We start from the raw sequence: 16,186 nt of genomic DNA, 5'->3' as shown, positions 1-16,186 counted from the left end.
ACGGCATTCCGGCAATTCTTTGCAACTGCGGCAAAATATACCTGTTTGCCGCATCTTTTCCTCCTTATATGCGCCGCGAAACGACCTTAAGGAGCCCGACCGATGAGCGCATATGCCCTTCCCGCCCGCCTGACCCTGTGGCAGCGAATCCTGTTTGCCCTGCCGATCCTGGGGCGGTTGATCAAGGAGGTCGTCTATGGCCCCGAGGAAAACATTTATTACGCTCTCGCAACCTTCGTCAGCCTGTGGGGCTGCTCGATCATGCTGTTCGGCATTCCGGGCCTCTATATCCCGGCGCTGTGCATGGTGCCGGTGATGTTTCTGGTTCTGCTCTCCATCACCCGCGGCTAATTCCCCGCGCAGCAGGTTGCCGCTTGTCTTCCCCCTCCGTCCGGGCCTATTTCAGGGCAACAACGGAGGGCTGAGACCATGGCCGAGACCTGCGACATCCTGATTTCCGGCGGCGGCATTGCGGGACTGACCGCAGCCGCCGCGTTTGCGTCCAGCGGCTTCCGCGTGATCTGCGCCGACCCCGCCCCGCCGGTCACCGAACGCGACGCCGAAGGCTCCGACCTGCGCACCACCGCCTTTCTGCAACCCGCACAAGCCCTGCTGGAGCGCTGCGGGATATGGGCGCGGCTGGCGGACCACGCCGCCCCCTTGCAGATCATGCGCATTGTCGATGCGGGCGGCGCCCGGCCCGAACCGCGGGTGGTGAAGGACTTCAACGCCGCAGACATCTCCAACCAGCCGTTTGGCTGGAACCTGCCCAACTGGCTGTTGCGGCGCGAGATGATTGCCCGGCTGGCGAAACTGCCGAACGTCGACCTGCGCTTTGGCACCGGCACCACAGGCCTGTTCACCCGCACGGATGAGGCGCGCGTCAGCCTCAGCGACGGCAGCCAGGTCACCGCAAAACTAGTGGTCGCCTGCGACGGCCGCAATTCGCCGATGCGGGAGGCCGCGAATATTCCGGTGAAAACCACCCGCTACGGGCAAAAGGCGCTGGCCTTTGCCGTTACACACCCGGTGCCGCATGACAACGTCTCCACCGAGATCCACCGCTCCGGCGGGCCGTTCACGCTGGTGCCGCTGCCCGACTACCAGGGCCAGCCGTCCTCCGCGATTGTCTGGATGGAGCGCGGCCCCAGGGCACAGGAACTGCAGAACCTGGCGCCCGAAGCCTTTGAGGCCGCGATGACCGAGCGCAGCTGCGGATTGTTCGGCGATCTGAAACTGGCCTCGCGCCGCACCATCTGGCCGATCATCAGCCAGTCGGCGGAGCGGCTGAACGGCGAGCGGCTGGCGCTGATGGCCGAAGCCGCCCATGTGGTGCCGCCGATCGGCGCGCAAGGCCTTAACATGTCCTTGGGCGATCTGCGCAGCCTGCTGGAACTGGCCGAAGCCCGCCCCGAAGGCCTGGGTGATGCCCAGATGCTGACCGCCTATCACAAGGCCCGCCATAATGAGATTTTGCTGCGTGTGAAGGGAATCGACCTGCTCAATCGCACTTCCATGCTGGCGCCGCGCCCGCTGCGCGACCTGCGCGCCTTCGGCCTCAATGCGCTGTATTCCCTGGCGCCGGTGCGCAAGACGCTGATGCAGATGGGATTGGGTGTCAAATGATGGGCGTGAAATAACATGCGGGCTGCCGGACGCTTCCTCAAAGGCCACTGGCAGCTCCTCTGCCTGACCCTGCTGATTGCCGCCCTCTGGCAGACCCCGGCGCTGCTGCCCTTGCGGATCCTGACCGTGTTCCTGCATGAGTTATCCCATGCTGCCATGACCTTGCTGACCGGCGGCGATGTGGTCAGCCTCACCGTCGACCCCTATGAGGGCGGCATGGTGGTCTCGCGCGGCGGCAGCCGGTTCCTGACGCTCACGGCAGGCTACACCGGCTCGCTGCTGATCGGGTCCGCCCTGTTCGTGATTGCCCTGCGCACCGACTGGGACCGCAGGGTTCTTGCCGTCTTTGGCGTTCTCACCCTGGCCGTTGCCGCCTTCTATGTCCGCGACCTCTTCGCGCTTGGCTTCACCCTTGCCACCGGCGCGTTGATGCTCGCCGCGTCCCGCTACCTCAGCCTCAATATCAACGACATGATCCTGCGGATGATTGGGGTCAGCAGCATAATCTATGCGCCCATAGACATCTGGGACGACACCATTGCGCGTTCTTACCTGCGCTCCGATGCGCGGATGATGGCCGAGGAATTCGGCGGCGCGACCATGCTGTGGGGCGGGATATGGCTGGCAATCAGCCTCGGGGTGATCTGGCTCACCCTGCGCCACGGGCTGGGCCGCACAAGCAATATCCCCTTGCGCAGCCCAATCCGGATTTTGCGTTAAAGCACCTGGTCCGCGACGGTTTTCAGCCGCGCGATGGTGGCGTCCACGTCATAAAGCTTATCGAGGCCGAACAGGCCCAGGCGGAAGGTGCGGAAATCCGCAGGCTCGTCGCACTGCAGCGGCACGCCGGCCGCGATCTGCGTGCCCAGCGCCAGGAACTTCTTGCCGTTCTGCACGTCCGGATCGCTGGTATAGCTCACCACCACGCCCGGCGCGCCGAAACCGTCAGCAGCAACCGAAGTGATGCCCTTTTCCTTCAGCATTGCCCGCACGCCGTTGCCCAACGCCCATTGCGCATCGCGCAGTTTCTCGAACCCATATTCCTTGGTCTCCAGCATGGTGTCGCGGAAAGCCTTCAGCGCATCGGTGGGCATGGTGGCGTGATAGGCATGACCGCCGTCCTCATAGGCCTTCATGATGGTGCGCCACTGCTTCAGGTTGATGGCAAAGCTGTCCGAAGTTGTCTCTTCCAGCCGCGCCAGCGCACGCTCTGAGAACATCACCAGACCAGCCGAGGGCGAGGCGCTCCAGCCCTTTTGCGGGGCGGAAATCAGCACGTCGACGCCGGTCGCCTTCATATCAACCCAGGCGCAGCCGGAAGCGATGCAGTCCAGAACCATCAGCGCGCCGACCTCATGCGCGGCTGCGGCCATGGCGGTCACATAATCATCCGGCAAGATCACACCGGCAGCGGTTTCCACATGCGGGGCAAAGACGATGTCCGGCTTCTGCTCCTTGATCGCAGCCACCACATCCGCAATCGGCGCGGGCTCAAACGGCGACGCCGATTCATTGCCGGTGCGGCGCGCCTTCATCACGTTGGAGGACGCGGTGAAGCCGCCCGCCTCAAAGATCTGGCTCCAGCGGTAGGAGAACCAGCCGTTGCGCACCACCAGCGCATTTGCCCCGCGGGCATACTGGCGCGCCACCGCCTCCATCGCATAGGTCCCGCCGCCGGGCACCAGCGCCACCGCTTCGGCGTTATAGACCTCTTTCAGCATCGCGTTGATGTCCAGCATCACCTGCTGAAAGGCCTTGGACATGTGATTGAGCGAGCGGTCGGTGAAAACCACCGAGAATTCATCCAGACCCTGCGGGTCCACGGTGTCGAGCAGTGCCATCTGGGCCTCCCTTGTATTCCTCATAAAACGGCTAGCCGGTGCCGCAGGCTTTGGCAAAGCCTACCTTGGCATACAGTGCCGCCGCCGTTCTCCGAAGGGTGATACTGGCGGAACGGAGGGGAAAAGACAGCCCAAGCACGACAGAAAACACCCGGATTTGCGCCAAGCGGGTTTCGGATCGGCAACAAACACCCTGCTGCGACCCTACCACCGGCCGCCCAGGCATCAGTTCCCAGCGTCCCAGGCGACCGCCTGCTCGATCACCCCGGCCACCGCCAGCGCCTTTTCAGCGATCTCTGGCGGGGTTTGGCCATCCAAGGCCAGATCCGCCATGCGCTTGTAAAGCTCCGGCGAAGTGTAAAAGGCAAAGACTTCAGAATTGCCGCCGTTGTCCCAGAAAGCGGTGATCCAGATCGACCCGCGCCCGATGCACCAGTCCCGCCACAGCATCTCCGCAAGCGTATCTGCCGGAACGTCCAGCACCTGCTCAAACAAATCCTCTAGCTGCCATCCGGCGATCCCAAACATGCACAGCACATCATCCAGGCAGTCCTCGCCCTGCCGGACAACCCGGTCCAGATACATCCGTTGAAACCGGTCGAGCACCGCCCACTCCTCTGCCTTCCAGCGCGCGGCATCTCCGGTTGGAAAACGGCTCAGGCTGACCTCAAGCCCGACATAGGCCAGCTCCTCTCCGCTAGCGAGCACCTCCAAAACGCGCGGCAGGAGATACCGCCAGATGTTCTGATCGAAGGCATCGGAAACAGCTGCAAAATACCAGTCATGCAGGTAGTGAAGTGGCAGACCCTCAATATCCGGCACAAGGAAATCCGCCTCGATGGCCGGTTCCATGCAGCAGCCTTTGCAGACGCCTGTCTCCGCAGGCTTGGGCGCTGTAAAAACCCTGTAGGCCTCCGCAATCAGCTCCGCGAACTCATGATCCTCCGGAAGCTTTGCCTTCACCGGCTTTCCGTTCTTGCCATGCAGGTCCGGTCTCCCCATCACCCCAGCGGCCCCGGCCGCCGCTCCTCGCTCAAGAGCACATTGGCCTCAACATTCCCCACCCCCGGCAGGGTCATCACCCGGCGGCGCAAGACGCGCTCAAAGTCGGAAATGTCCCGCGCCGTCACCCGCAGGCGGTAGTCATACATGCCCAGCACATGCTCCACCGTTTGCACCTCGGGAATGGCGGAAACCGCGCGCTCGAAATCCTCCAAGGACACCCGCCCCTTGGTGGCCAGCTTCACCCCCAGAAAGACAGTGACGCCAAACCCCAGCTTCTCCTTGTCGAGTTCAAGCTTGCGACCCGCAATGATGCCCGTCTCCTGCAGCCTCTTGATCCGCCGCCAGGTGGCAGGCTGGCTAAGGCCCAGCTGCCGCCCCAGCGCCCCCGCTGACAGGGTGGCATCCTCCGACAGCGCCCCCAGGATGGCAAAGTCCAGTTCGTCCAGCGCGCTCATAACTTACTGTCCGATGCCGACATCCATTGCCTAAACTCTGCTTCGACTTCAGGCACCAAACGGCTGTCTTCTAAAACAATGTCAAAGCCGCCATCGTAGGGCGCAAATACGCGCCCGGAAACGGGGTCGAACCAAACCGCCCTTTCCCTGTCTTCTGCAATTTCGCTCAGAAGCTCATCAAATCGGCCAGGCTTCCATACTGTTTTAGCAGCGAATACTTCGACTCTTGTTTGCTCTTCGAAATACACGCTTTCATCGCTGGAGAACTCAAAACGCAATGGGGAGGCTATTCCCGGTAGGGCTTTCGAGGTGCGCCTTGGCTCATCCTCATAATGTATGTCGCAATTCGCCAACCAAACTTCCTGCCCCGGCTCAAACAGAAACCCGGCAATTGCATTTGCTCGATCCAGGATGGTCTGGCCTTCGGCTTGCGTCTCGGCATAGCGCTTGGACTCAGGAAGCGCGTGAAACCTTGTCCACATTTCCAAGCGAAAGGCGCGAAGCATATGGCCGAGCGGAGGGACGTCCGGATAGATCATTTTCCAATCGTCGCGGAAACTTTCTCCAATCATACCGGCAGCACCTCGTCCGACTTGATCCGCGCCACATGCATCAGCGCTTCGATATCGGTGATATGCGGCAGGTTCAAAATGGCCGCGCGGTAGATCTGCTGGTAGTGCGGCATGTCCCGCGCAATCACCGAAAGCCGCACATCCACCTGCCCCAGAAAGGTCTGGATCTCGATCACCTCGGCAATACCGCGGGCGGCCTCGATAAACTCGTCAAAGGCGCGCGGATTGGTCTTGTCGAGCGTAACCCGCAGCGAGACCTCGACCTCATACCCCAGGGCCCGCCAGTCGATCACCGCGCGCTGGCCGAGGATTACGCCGCCTTCACGCAGCTTCTCCAGCCGCCGCGACAGGCGCGAAGCCGAAAGCCCCAGCCGTTCGGCCAGATCCGGAATCGATTGCTCCGGGTCGCTTTGCATATAGCGCAGAATGCGCCGGTCGAGATCATCAAGCATGATTTAATCACTATCAGGCAAAATGACGAATGACTACCGCAAAGAAACTGCGAAATTCATGCGCAATAGCAATCGCCTTCCCTGCCCACATGCCTATGATGCCCTCAAACACCAAACGAAAGGACGTGGATCATGCGCGTTTATTACGACCGCGATTGCGATGTGAACCTGATCAAGGACAAGAAAGTGGCCATCCTGGGCTATGGCTCCCAGGGCCACGCCCACGCGCTGAACCTGCGCGACTCCGGCGCCAAGAACCTTGTCGTTGCGCTGCGCGAAGGTTCCCCCTCCGCCAAGAAAGCCGAAGGCGAAGGCCTGCAGGTCATGGGCATCGCAGAAGCTGCCGCCTGGTGCGACGTGATCATGTTCACCATGCCCGACGAACTGCAGGCTGAGACCTACAAGAAATACGTCCACGACAACATCAAGCCGGGCGCAGCCATCGCATTCGCCCACGGCCTGAACGTGCACTTCGGCCTGATCGAGCCGAAAGAAGGCGTCGACGTCATCATGATGGCGCCCAAGGGCCCGGGCCACACCGTGCGCGGCGAATACACCAAAGGCGGCGGCGTGCCCTGCCTGGTTGCGGTTCACACCGACGCCACCGGCAAAGCGCTGGAAACCGGCCTGTCCTACTGCTCCGCCATCGGCGGCGGCCGCTCCGGCATCATCGAAACCAACTTCCGCGAAGAATGCGAAACCGACCTGTTCGGCGAGCAGGCGGTTCTCTGCGGCGGCCTGGTTGAGCTGATCCGCTGCGGTTTCGAGACCCTGGTCGAAGCCGGCTATGCACCGGAAATGGCCTACTTCGAGTGCCTGCACGAAGTGAAGCTGATCGTTGACCTGATCTATGAAGGCGGCATCGCCAACATGGATTACTCGATCTCCAACACCGCCGAGTACGGCCAGTACGTCACCGGCCCGCGCATCCTGAAGTACGACGAAACCAAAGCCCGCATGAAAGCGGTTCTGGAAGACATCCAGCAGGGCAAATTCGTCCGCGACTTCATGCTGGAAAACCAGGTTGGCCAGCCGACGCTGAAAGCCTCCCGCCGTGCCAACGACGAGCACCTGATCGAAGAAACCGGCGCCAAGCTGCGCGGCATGATGCCGTGGATCTCGGCCGGCAAGATGGTCGACAAAGAGAAGAACTAAGGCGCCCGCGGAACCCTCCGCTGACCTTACCTCTGCAGGGCGCTCCGATTTGGGGCGCCCTTTTCAATTATTCGGTTTTGTTAGATGCCCTTTCACTCGGCCGATAGGCCGGGCAGCGCCCGACCCTCCCCACGGGAGGGCGCTTCACGCCCACCCAGGGTCGGCCGCTGCCCTCAGCAGCTTGCGCAACGGCAACGATCCGCAATTTGAATGAGGGACGCGAAATGACCACTTCCCCCGGCGCTGCCAATTGGGCCAAGCTTCTGTTCCTCGGCGTGATCTGGGGCGCCTCCTTCATGGCGGTGTCGCTGGCACTCAGGGGACACCCGCCGATGACCATTGCCGCGCTCAGGATCTCGATCGGCGCGGTCTGCCTGCTGGGGGCAGTCTATGCGATGGGGATCGGCCTGCCCTCCTTGCGCTCCCGCGAGGGCCGCATCATCTGGGCCTGCGCCATCGGCATGGGGTTCTTCACCAACGCGCTGCCCTTCACCCTGCTTAGCTGGGGGCAGACTTACGTGGCCAGCGGCTTTGCCGGGGTTTGCATGGCAGTGGTGCCGCTGTTTGTGCTGCCGCTGGCGCATCTGCTGGTGCCGGGTGAGCATATGACCCTGCGCCGCACCATCAGCTTCCTGATCGGCTTTGCAGGTGTCGTGGTGCTGATCGGCCTCGACGCTTTCCGCTCCGTCGGAACGGATTTTGAATCCCTCGCCCGCCTCGCCTGCCTCGGCGCGTCGCTGTGCTACGCCATCGGCTCGATCATCACCCGGCTTTGCCCGCAGGTGAACATGCTGTCGCTCTCTGCCGCCGCTCTCCTCTGCGGCGCCGCCATGATGACCCCGGCAGCGCTCTGGGCCGAGGGCGTGCCGGACCTGCCCGCCGCCCTGCCGCTGGGTGCCGTTATCTACCTCGGCCTGCTGCCGACAGCCCTCGCCCAGGTACTTCTGGTGCAGGTGGCCCGCAGCGCAGGCCCGGCATTCCTGTCCACCGTGAACTACCAGGTGCCGGTCTGGTCGGTGATCTTCGGCGCGGCCCTTTTAGGGGAAACCCTGCCGCCGCAGCTGTTTGCCGCACTGGCGCTGATCCTCGGCGGCCTCCTGCTCAGCCGCAGCCGCCGCCCGCGCGTGGTGTGAACCGAACCGCAAACTCCCTTCATCCGCCCCGTGTTCACCGAGGGCAGTGCCCGTCTCCGGGCGGAAACGCCGGGCGATGGACAGTTGATAATCGCTTCGTTCCATAACAAAGCAATTGCCATTGACCCCGCCCGCCCGGCGGGGTCTTGTCGCGCGGTGAACCGGCACGAGGGACCTATGCCCGATATCGCACCGCGCTACTGGCTGATGATTGCCACCCTGGGCTTTGTCTGGGGCGCGACCTTTCTGCTGATCAAGCTGGCGCTCAATGGCATCACCCCGTTCTGGCTGGCCGCTGGGCGGATCGGCTTTGCCGCGCTGCTCTTAGGCGCGGTCTGGGGCTGGCGCGGGTTCAAGCTGTTCAAGGCTGAGACAAACTGGCCCTCGCTGATCCTCATCGGCATCCTCAGCACCGCCCTGCCTTTCATGTTGATCTCCTGGGGACAGCAGCATGTATCCTCCGGCTTTACCGGCGTCAGCATGGCGGCAATCCCGCTGATGGTGCTGCCCTTGGCGCATGTCTTTGTGCCGGGAGAGCAGATGACCCTGCGCCGCTTCATCGGCTTCTGCATCGGCTTTGCCGGTGTCGCGCTGCTGATCGGCGGCAAGGCGTTTGAGACAAGCGGCGCAGAGCTGGAGGCTTATGGCCGCGCCGCCTGCCTGTCTGCCGCGGCCTGCTACTCGGTCAGTTCCATCCTGACCCGCCGCCTGCCGCCAGTGGACCCCGTGGGGCTGGCCGCCGTCCTGCTGATGATCGGCTGCTTCATCATCTTCCCGGCCGCCTGGGCAACCGAAGGCCCGCCGGCGATGCCCGACACAAAAACGCTGCTGATTGCCGCCATCCTCGGCCTGATCCCGACAGCCGCCGCCAACCTGCTGCGAGTCATCGTGGTGCGCGAAGCAGGCCCCACGTTCATGACCCTCACCAATTACCAGGTGCCGGTCTGGGCTGTGGTCTTGGGCGCCGTTTTCCTGGGCGAGGAGCTGCCACCCTCGATGCTTCTCGCAATGACGATGATTCTGGGCGGTCTTGGCCTCAGCCAGTTCGGCAGGCTCAGCCGCCTGTTCCGCAAAGGGGGCTGAACGCCCCCTCCCCGTCACTCCGCGACGGCCGCCTCGACCGCGGCCACCACGCTGTCGACCGCCAGTGTCATCAGCCCGGCATCCTCGCTTTCCGCCATCACCCGCACCAGCGGTTCGGTGCCGGACTTGCGGATCAAGAGCCGCCCCTGGCCGTCCAGCATCTTCTCAGCCGCGGCAATTGCTTCTTGCACCCGGTCGCTCTCCAGCGGCGCCTGGCCTGCCTGGAACCGCACATTGCGCAGCCGCTGCGGCACGGTCGCGAACTGATGCGCCAGCTCAGACGCCTTTGTGCCGGACTGCACCATTGCAGCCAGGAAGTGCAGCCCCGCCATCAGCCCGTCGCCGGTGGTGGCGTAATCGCTCATCACAATGTGGCCCGACTGCTCGCCACCCAGGTTGAACCCGCCTTCGCGCATCCGCTCCACCACATAGCGGTCGCCGACGGCAGTGCGCTCCAGACCCAGGCCCTTGCTTTCCAGAAAACGTTCCAGTCCGAGGTTCGACATCACCGTCGCGACAAGCGCGCCGCCGGTCAGGAGGCCCTCCTCCGCCCAGCGGCTGGCCAGCAAGGCCATCAGCTGGTCGCCATCGGCCACTGTGCCGGTCTCGTCGATCAGGATCACTCGGTCGGCGTCGCCATCCAGACAGATACCCACATGGGCACCATGCGCCACAACCGCTTCGGCTGCCGTCTGCGGATGGGTCGACCCGCAGCCGCGGTTGATGTTCAGCCCGTCCGGCGCCACCCCCACCGGGATCACCTCGGCACCCAGTTCCCACAGGACCTCGGGCGCGGTCCGGTGCGCCGCGCCATTGGCGCAGTCGATCACCACTTTCAGGCCATTGAGGCCAAGGTTGCGCGGCAGCGAGCTCTTGACCCGCTCGCCATAGCGGAAGCGGGCGTCGTCGATCCGCTTTGCTCGGCCGATGTTGGCGGCCTGCGCCGACTCGACACCGGCCTCGACAAGCGCCTCAATCTCCATTTCGGCCCCGTCCGACAGTTTGAAACCGTCCGGGCCAAAGAATTTGATGCCATTGTCCTCGGAGGGGTTGTGGCTGGCAGAGATCATCACACCGAGATCCGCCCGCATCGAACGGGTCATCAGCCCGACCGCCGGAGTCGGCACCGGGCCAAGCAGCAGCACGTTCATGCCCGTCGAAGTGAGGCCCGCCGTCAGCGCGTTTTCGAACATGTAGCCCGACAGCCGGGTGTCTTTGCCGATCACCACCCGGTGCACCCCGGTTCCGTCACGCCGGAAATAGCATCCGACGGCAGCGCCGATGCGCAGCGCCATTTCGGCGGTCATGGGGTGAATATTGGCGGTGCCGCGCACGCCATCGGTACCAAAGAGTTTCCGCATTATGCTTTTCCTGCCAATAAGGCCTTAACGGACGGCCTGCCAAAGACGCAGGGCCTGAACCGTCTCAGCCACGTCATGCACCCGCAGGAATTGCACGCCTTGCGCCAGGGCTGCAAGCCCCACCGCAATCGAACCCGGCGCGCGGGCCTCGGCGCGCGGCTCCCCGCCGATCTTGCCGATGAACCCCTTGCGGGACACTCCCAGCAAGATAGGGCAGCCGAGCCCGTGGAACAGGCTGAGATTGCGCAAGAGCGTCAGGTTGTGCTCCTGCGTCTTGCCGAAACCGATGCCCGGATCAATGACGATCTGCTCCCGCACCACACCGATGGCTTCCAGCCGGTCGATCTGATCGCTAAGGAAATCATAAACGTCCAGCAGCACGTTTGCGTATTTAGGATCGGCCTGCATGGTCGCCGGGTCGCCCTGGGCATGCATGATGCAGACCGGCACGCTGGCCTGCGCCGCCAGCGGCGCCAGCGCCGGGTCAAAGGTGAAACCGGAAACATCGTTCAGCAAGTTCGCTCCGGCTTCCAGCGCCTCCATCCCCACATTGGCCTTGCGGGTATCGATCGAAATCGGCACCAGGCTTTCGGTTCGGATCGCCTCGATCACCGGCGCGGTGCGGTCGATTTCTTCGGCTTCGTCAACCTCTTCGGCGCCGGGGCGGGTGGATTCGCCCCCCACGTCGATGATGGTGGCACCGTCTGCCGCCATCTGCAGCGCTGCGGCCTTGCCAGCCTCAATACCAGCATGCCGCCCGCCGTCCGAGAAACTGTCCGGGGTCACGTTCAGGACGCCCATGATCTGCGGCTGGGTCATGTCCAGACCGGCGATCGAGGCGCGGCGCGCGCTCAGCCGGCGGCGCTCCATTTCAGGCACCAGCCCCGCAGGCGCAATCCGCGGCGGCGCATCGCGGCTGAGAATTTCCACTTCGGTGAACCAAAGGGCGCTGCCTGCCAGCGGGAGCGCGCCTTCAGGGCGCGCTTCTCCGTGCTGAACCAACGGCCGGTAATAAATCACAGTTGTGCTTGCTCCACGCTGACGCCCCGCAGGGGGACGCCGGGATTATCAGGCAAATCCCCGCCAAGCACAATCATCTCCCCCGCCTGGAAGGTTGCCGCGAACCAGGCGGCCAGCGCAACCGAGTTCGAGGGCGGCGCCGACGGCCCGTCCACTGCATCCAGCACGATCTTCGAAGGCGCCCAGACGCAGATCTGGCCATTCTTCATCGCCCAGTCCAGTTCGGTACGCGTCGAGACCACCACGCAGCGGTCATCCTTGGCCGCAAGGCGCCAGGCGTTCTGTTCGATTGCCAACAGATCGATCCGGCGCTGGGTCCATTTGTGGCCCGTCGTGGGCACCGCCAGCGGATGGGTTCCAACGCACAGGATCAGCGGCCGCTTGCGGCATTCCATCTGGTCGATCCAACCGGTCAGGTTGGCGCTGTCGATGGCATCGTTGGACAGATACATCAGCCGGGGATGCGGCCGGTCCTGCTCTTCCGCCAGATGGGATATCTGATCCTTGGAGCGCACCACCTCGACGCCAAGCGCGCCAGGGCCGCGGTCCAGTTTCTCGATCCGCACAAAGGCGCGCACGGCCTGGTGCTCCAGCAGGATCCGCTCGGCAACGCGCTCCGCCAGTGTCTCCAGCAGGTTCAGCCGCTCCGCCGCCAGTTCATGAGCGATGGCCTCGGTCACCTTGTCGTAGGACAGGATCCGGTCGACGTCGTCATCCAGATCCTTGGGCAGCGGCGCCACTTCGACCACCACATTGAAACAGATGCGCTGGGTTGTGCCGCGCTCCGCCTGAAAGGCGCCGATCTCCACCTCTACGGTATGGTCGCGCAGGGAAATACGGTCCAGCGGACCCGGTGCGGCTGTGGCCATGGAACGCTCTGACGGGTGCGCAAAGGCAAGGCGGATTTCTGAGGGCATGGGAAACGGGCCTTTGGCTGGCTGTGTCGGGTAACGGGACCTAACAATAGACTTTCGGCGCCTTCTTAACAGTCCCGCATACGCCATGCCAGTAGCAGAAAGCGGCACCTTGATGCCGCCTTCAGGCCATCAGTTGCTCATCGCAGTCTGGTAGCGATCGTCTCGGTAGAACAGATGCACACCGATGCGCGTAGTGTTTGTGAAGGTCCGACTCCAGCGCGGGCGCACTGCGGTGGTGTGATAGTAGGTCGCGCCTGCGGTCAGTTCCGACTTCAGCCCGTCCAGCGCCGCACGCGCCACCTTGGCCACCCGCTGATACGCCTTCTTCTCGCGGATCACTTCCTCGTAGCCGTCGCAAGTGTAGGTGAACTGGCACTGGTACTTGCGCCCGGTCCCCTGGTTGATCACCCCGCAAGGCGTGTTCGGGAACTGTTCGCTCTCGACCCGGTTCAGGATCACCTCGGCCACCGCGAACTGGCCCTTCACGGTCTCGCCGCGCGCCTCGAAGTACAGCGCCTCGGCCAGGCAGGCGAACTGTTCGCCACCGGTCGCTTTGGGCTGGGCGTCCAGCCAGGCTTTTGAGTACTCCACCTGTTGCGTGCCGGATTTGCGGCTCTTGAACGGATTGGAGCGGAATCCGAAAAATCCGCTGAACTTCCGCGCAGGTACCGCGTTGAGACTGGCCTGCTCACGCTCGATCAGCGCATCCAAACCGGTTTCGGCAGCAACACTCTTACCCATCGTGATGGTGGCAGCCATCACGGCAATCATAGTCAACAATTTCATTCAGGGTTCCCCCGTCCTAGCAGCCCATGCCCGGTTTCCCCGGGCACATGCGATCGCATCCCTTAATGGAATTGACCCCAAACGTCCAGCTTGCCGCCCCAAGCTGCGACAGCATGGTTAACGCACTCACTGGGCCATCGCGGCATCCGGCGGAGGATTTCCCTGAATTTTCCTAATATTTAGTGTAAGTTGGCGCAACTTGCCCGGTTTTACTGCCAATCGCCAGCTGGGCGGCGGCTAACCGCGCAACCGGCACACGAAACGGCGAACAGGAAACGTAATCAAAGCCCGCATCACGGCAGAAAGCAATCGATTCGGGGTTGCCGCCATGCTCGCCGCAGATCGAAAGCGTGATGTCACCGTTCTCCGCCCGGCCCCGCTGAACCCCCAGTTTCAGGAGCTCGCCGACCCCGTCAGTGTCCAGAACATGGAACGGATCCTCCGGGAAGACGCCCTGGTTCACATATTCCGACATGAACCGCCCGGCATCGTCGCGCGACAGGCCATAGGTCATCTGCGTCAGGTCGTTGGTGCCGAAGCTGAGGAAAGCCGTATGCGGCGAAATCTCTCCCGCCCGCAGCGCCGCGCGCGGGGTCTCCACCATCACCCCCAGCCGGTAGGTGAAATCCTCGCCGCGCTCTGATTTCACGGCAGCCGCAACCGCATCGATGCGGGCCTTGACCAGTTCCACCTCGCGCTTGGCCGACACCAGCGGGATCATGATCTCCGGCACCACCGGCTCGCCCCATTTCGAGGCCTCCAGCGTGGCCTCGAAAATCGCCCGCGCCTGCATGTCGTAGATTTCCGGCACGGTGACCCCCAGCCGCACCCCGCGCAGGCCCAGCATCGGGTTGTATTCGTCCATTTCCTCAACCCGGCGGGTCACGTCGCTGACCGGAATGCCCAAGGCCTCCGACAGCTCGCGCTGGCCGGTTCTGGTGGCGGGCAGGAATTCATGCAGCGGCGGGTCGAACAGGCGGATGCAGACCGGCATCCCTTCCATGATCCGGAACAGCTCGCGGAAATCGTCGCGCTGCATCGGCAGCAGACGCTCCAGCACCGCCTCCCGGCCCGAGGGCGTCTCGGCAAAGATCATCTCCCGCATTACCGTCAGCCGGCCAGGCTCAAAGAACATATGCTCCGTGCGGCAAAGCCCGATGCCCTGCGCGTTGAATTTCCGCGCCATTTCAGCGTCTTCCGGCGTATCCGCATTGGCGCGGATGCCGATGTCGCGGACCTCGTCCGCCCAGGTCAGCAAGGTCAGCAGCGCCCCGTCCTCAGCCGCTTCCAGCATCTGCGGCTGGCCCGCCAGAACCTGGCCGCTGCTGCCGTCGATGGTGATCGTGTCGCCTGCGTTGAACACCCGGCCGTCGGCGGCCTCCAGCATCTTGCGCTTGCTGTGGAACTTCATGTTTGAGGCGCCGACGATGCACGGCAGCCCCAGGCCGCGGCCGATCACCGCCGCATGGCTGGTCATGCCGCCCTTTTCGGTCAGCACGCCGGCAGCGGCATGCATGCCGCGCACATCCTCGGGCGAGGTTTCCCGGCGCACCAGGATGCACGGCTCGCCGCGGGCCGCGCTGGCCTGCGCGCCGGCCGCAGTGAACACCAGCTTGCCGGTCGCTGCGCCAGGGCTGGCGGCAATGCCGCGGCCGATCACGTCGCGCTTGGCATCCGGCGCCACCTGGCGGTGCAACAGCTCGTTCAGGATATGCGCATCGACGCGCATCAGCGCTTCTTCCTTGGGGATCACCCCGTCCTCGGCCAACGCCACCGCAATCCGCACCGCAGCCTGCGCCGTGCGCACCACCCGCACCCCGTCCAGGATATGCACCCTGCCGTTCTCGACGACAAACTCCAGCTGCATTTCCTCGCGCAGCTTCCGGCGCATCAGCGCCGCGTGGGATTTCAGGTCGGCAAAGGCCTCCGGCGCCAGCTCCTCCAGCGACAGCCCGCGGGCATCCTTGCCCAGATACAGCGCCCCGGCCCCGGCCCCCAGCGCATCGCGCCCCTGGCTCTGGCTCAGGTAGCGGCCAGTCAGCTGCGGCATGCCGGTGGAGGAATTCACCAGCTGCAGCACGCCCGATCCGCATTCGCCCTGGCCCACGCCCGGGATCATCTCCTGCACCACCAGGCCCAGGCCCGCATCGGCCGGCGCCCCCTTGGCCTGGCGCAGCAGCCGCGCCGAGGTGCCTTCCCAGGCCCGCGCCATCGAGCGCAGGACCGCCGCCAGCTGCTCGCCCGGGTCCTGCGGGAAATGCTCGTCGGTTTCCGCCTCATAGGCGTGCAGAATCTCGGTCAATGCATCGGGGCCGCCGTCCTCGACATCGTCGAACACATCCGGGTCCAGCCGCGCCACATGCACCGCATAGGACTGCACGAACCGCAGATACAGCGCCGCCGCGGCCTCCCGCCCCAGGCTGTCGCAAAGGTCGACATAGCGGGCGTCGTTCATGCCGATATTCAGGATCGCCCCCGGCCCGCCCCAATCGGGATCCTCCGAGGACGGGCGCACGCACAAGAGCGCCTCCGGGTCGAATTCGGCCAGCACCGCGTTCAGGTCCGGCATCTGCCCCTCGGCGATGGAGTGCACAGCGTCAAAAGACAGCGCCACCGTGCGCGGCACCGGCAGGTCCAGCCGCACCAGCCGCTGCAGGCATTTCGCCCGCCCCCCATGAGTGGCCGTGGCCACCGGCGCGGTGGTGGTGATGAGGCAGGCCGGCGGGGTCTGTTCGAAATCTTTCTGCACTGCAGCGCGTCTCCTTTGCAAGTCACCATAA

16 protein-coding genes are annotated in these 16,186 nt (G+C 63.9%); 6 read left to right on the top strand and 10 right to left on the bottom strand.

What is annotated here, in order from left to right; genetic code table 11:
- The first annotated feature begins 102 nt into the window (after positions 1–102).
- From KUW17_RS15320 to KUW17_RS15310, 3 genes are all read left to right on the top strand, one after another.
- A complete protein-coding gene (locus tag KUW17_RS15320) occupies positions 103–351 on the top strand; it encodes a hypothetical protein (protein ID WP_222480660.1) in 249 nt (82 codons plus the stop codon).
- A 78-nt stretch (positions 352–429) separates the two neighbouring features.
- Positions 430–1,626: a UbiH/UbiF family hydroxylase gene (locus tag KUW17_RS15315; RefSeq protein ID WP_222480658.1), complete on the top strand. Its 1,197-nt coding sequence runs from the start codon at positions 430–432 to the stop codon at positions 1,624–1,626.
- Between the two features lie 15 nt (positions 1,627–1,641).
- The gene (locus KUW17_RS15310) at positions 1,642–2,346 is read left to right on the top strand and encodes a M50 family metallopeptidase (RefSeq protein ID WP_222480656.1); all 705 of its coding nucleotides are present in this window, start codon (positions 1,642–1,644) and stop codon (positions 2,344–2,346) included.
- On the opposite strand, the gene KUW17_RS15305 is transcribed toward KUW17_RS15310, so the two are convergent.
- The 5 genes from KUW17_RS15305 to KUW17_RS15285 all read right to left on the bottom strand — a co-directional run bounded on the left by KUW17_RS15305 (position 2,343) and on the right by KUW17_RS15285 (position 5,951).
- Complete coding sequence (locus tag KUW17_RS15305; protein WP_222480654.1) at positions 2,343–3,467, bottom strand: aminotransferase class V-fold PLP-dependent enzyme; 1,125 nt, start codon at positions 3,465–3,467, stop codon at positions 2,343–2,345. The genes KUW17_RS15310 and KUW17_RS15305 overlap by 4 nt on opposite strands.
- 225 nt (positions 3,468–3,692) lie before the next feature.
- Positions 3,693–4,469, bottom strand: a complete 777-nt coding sequence (locus KUW17_RS15300; protein WP_222480652.1) for a hypothetical protein — start codon at positions 4,467–4,469, stop codon at positions 3,693–3,695.
- Positions 4,469–4,927, bottom strand: a complete 459-nt coding sequence (locus tag KUW17_RS15295) for an Lrp/AsnC family transcriptional regulator (protein ID WP_222480650.1) — start codon at positions 4,925–4,927, stop codon at positions 4,469–4,471. Before KUW17_RS15295 ends, KUW17_RS15300 begins: the two co-directional genes overlap by 1 nt.
- Positions 4,924–5,499 (bottom strand): hypothetical protein, encoded by a 576-nt coding sequence (locus KUW17_RS15290; RefSeq protein ID WP_222480648.1) that lies wholly within the window; start codon positions 5,497–5,499, stop codon positions 4,924–4,926. The genes KUW17_RS15295 and KUW17_RS15290 overlap by 4 nt, the downstream gene beginning before the upstream one ends.
- The gene (locus KUW17_RS15285) at positions 5,496–5,951 is read right to left on the bottom strand and encodes an Lrp/AsnC family transcriptional regulator (RefSeq protein WP_222480646.1); all 456 of its coding nucleotides are present in this window, start codon (positions 5,949–5,951) and stop codon (positions 5,496–5,498) included. Before KUW17_RS15285 ends, KUW17_RS15290 begins: the two co-directional genes overlap by 4 nt.
- A gap of 132 nt (positions 5,952–6,083) precedes the next feature.
- Here KUW17_RS15285 and ilvC point away from each other — a divergent pair, with 132 nt between their 5' ends.
- The 3 genes from ilvC (at position 6,084) to KUW17_RS15270 (ending at position 9,322) form a co-directional block, all read left to right on the top strand.
- Positions 6,084–7,106 (top strand): ketol-acid reductoisomerase, encoded by a 1,023-nt coding sequence (gene ilvC / locus KUW17_RS15280; RefSeq protein WP_027236799.1) that lies wholly within the window; start codon positions 6,084–6,086, stop codon positions 7,104–7,106.
- A gap of 224 nt (positions 7,107–7,330) precedes the next feature.
- Positions 7,331–8,239, top strand: a complete 909-nt coding sequence (locus KUW17_RS15275; protein ID WP_222480643.1) for a DMT family transporter — start codon at positions 7,331–7,333, stop codon at positions 8,237–8,239.
- 177 nt (positions 8,240–8,416) lie between these two features.
- Positions 8,417–9,322 (top strand): DMT family transporter, encoded by a 906-nt coding sequence (locus KUW17_RS15270; RefSeq protein WP_222480641.1) that lies wholly within the window; start codon positions 8,417–8,419, stop codon positions 9,320–9,322.
- A gap of 14 nt (positions 9,323–9,336) precedes the next feature.
- On the opposite strand, the gene glmM is transcribed toward KUW17_RS15270, so the two are convergent.
- The 5 genes from glmM to KUW17_RS15245 form a co-directional block, all read right to left on the bottom strand.
- Positions 9,337–10,683 carry a phosphoglucosamine mutase gene (gene glmM, locus KUW17_RS15265; protein WP_222480639.1) on the bottom strand — a complete coding sequence of 449 codons (1,347 nt, stop codon included), beginning with the start codon at positions 10,681–10,683 and terminating at the stop codon, positions 9,337–9,339.
- 24 nt (positions 10,684–10,707) lie between these two features.
- A complete protein-coding gene (gene folP, locus KUW17_RS15260; protein WP_222480637.1) occupies positions 10,708–11,703 on the bottom strand; it encodes a dihydropteroate synthase in 996 nt (331 codons plus the stop codon).
- Positions 11,700–12,620: a dihydroneopterin aldolase gene (locus tag KUW17_RS15255; RefSeq protein WP_222480635.1), complete on the bottom strand. Its 921-nt coding sequence runs from the start codon at positions 12,618–12,620 to the stop codon at positions 11,700–11,702. Before KUW17_RS15255 ends, folP begins: the two co-directional genes overlap by 4 nt.
- A 129-nt stretch (positions 12,621–12,749) precedes the next feature.
- Positions 12,750–13,406 carry a cell wall hydrolase gene (locus KUW17_RS15250; protein ID WP_226430028.1) on the bottom strand — a complete coding sequence of 219 codons (657 nt, stop codon included), beginning with the start codon at positions 13,404–13,406 and terminating at the stop codon, positions 12,750–12,752.
- Positions 13,407–13,578: 172 nt separating this feature from the next.
- Entirely contained in the window at positions 13,579–16,155 is a 2,577-nt protein-coding gene (locus KUW17_RS15245; RefSeq protein WP_222480634.1) for a putative PEP-binding protein, read from the bottom strand.
- Positions 16,156–16,186: the final 31 nt, after the last annotated feature.

The sequence above is a fragment of the Leisingera aquaemixtae genome (assembly GCF_019801145.1).
Lineage (GTDB): Bacteria > Pseudomonadota > Alphaproteobacteria > Rhodobacterales > Rhodobacteraceae > Leisingera > Leisingera aquaemixtae_A.
The sequence above is the reverse complement of the archived record's forward strand: the minus strand, read 5'-3'. Positions and strand labels throughout refer to the sequence as shown.

Excerpts from the sequence above, each read along its gene's own strand:
- KUW17_RS15250 (WP_226430028.1), bottom strand. The coding sequence starts at position 13,406 with ATGAAATTGTTGACTATGATTGCCGTGATGGCTGCCACCATCACGATG.
- KUW17_RS15270 (WP_222480641.1), top strand. The coding sequence starts at position 8,417 with ATGCCCGATATCGCACCGCGCTACTGGCTGATGATTGCCACCCTGGGC.
- KUW17_RS15310 (WP_222480656.1), top strand. The coding sequence starts at position 1,642 with ATGCGGGCTGCCGGACGCTTCCTCAAAGGCCACTGGCAGCTCCTCTGC.
- KUW17_RS15305 (WP_222480654.1), bottom strand. The coding sequence starts at position 3,467 with ATGGCACTGCTCGACACCGTGGACCCGCAGGGTCTGGATGAATTCTCG.
- KUW17_RS15295 (WP_222480650.1), bottom strand. The coding sequence starts at position 4,927 with ATGAGCGCGCTGGACGAACTGGACTTTGCCATCCTGGGGGCGCTGTCG.
- KUW17_RS15275 (WP_222480643.1), top strand. The coding sequence starts at position 7,331 with ATGACCACTTCCCCCGGCGCTGCCAATTGGGCCAAGCTTCTGTTCCTC.
- ilvC (WP_027236799.1), top strand. The coding sequence starts at position 6,084 with ATGCGCGTTTATTACGACCGCGATTGCGATGTGAACCTGATCAAGGAC.
- KUW17_RS15300 (WP_222480652.1), bottom strand. The coding sequence starts at position 4,469 with ATGGGGAGACCGGACCTGCATGGCAAGAACGGAAAGCCGGTGAAGGCA.
- KUW17_RS15320 (WP_222480660.1), top strand. The coding sequence starts at position 103 with ATGAGCGCATATGCCCTTCCCGCCCGCCTGACCCTGTGGCAGCGAATC.
- KUW17_RS15285 (WP_222480646.1), bottom strand. The coding sequence starts at position 5,951 with ATGCTTGATGATCTCGACCGGCGCATTCTGCGCTATATGCAAAGCGAC.
- KUW17_RS15290 (WP_222480648.1), bottom strand. The coding sequence starts at position 5,499 with ATGATTGGAGAAAGTTTCCGCGACGATTGGAAAATGATCTATCCGGAC.
- KUW17_RS15255 (WP_222480635.1), bottom strand. The coding sequence starts at position 12,620 with ATGCCCTCAGAAATCCGCCTTGCCTTTGCGCACCCGTCAGAGCGTTCC.
- KUW17_RS15315 (WP_222480658.1), top strand. The coding sequence starts at position 430 with ATGGCCGAGACCTGCGACATCCTGATTTCCGGCGGCGGCATTGCGGGA.
- glmM (WP_222480639.1), bottom strand. The coding sequence starts at position 10,683 with ATGCGGAAACTCTTTGGTACCGATGGCGTGCGCGGCACCGCCAATATT.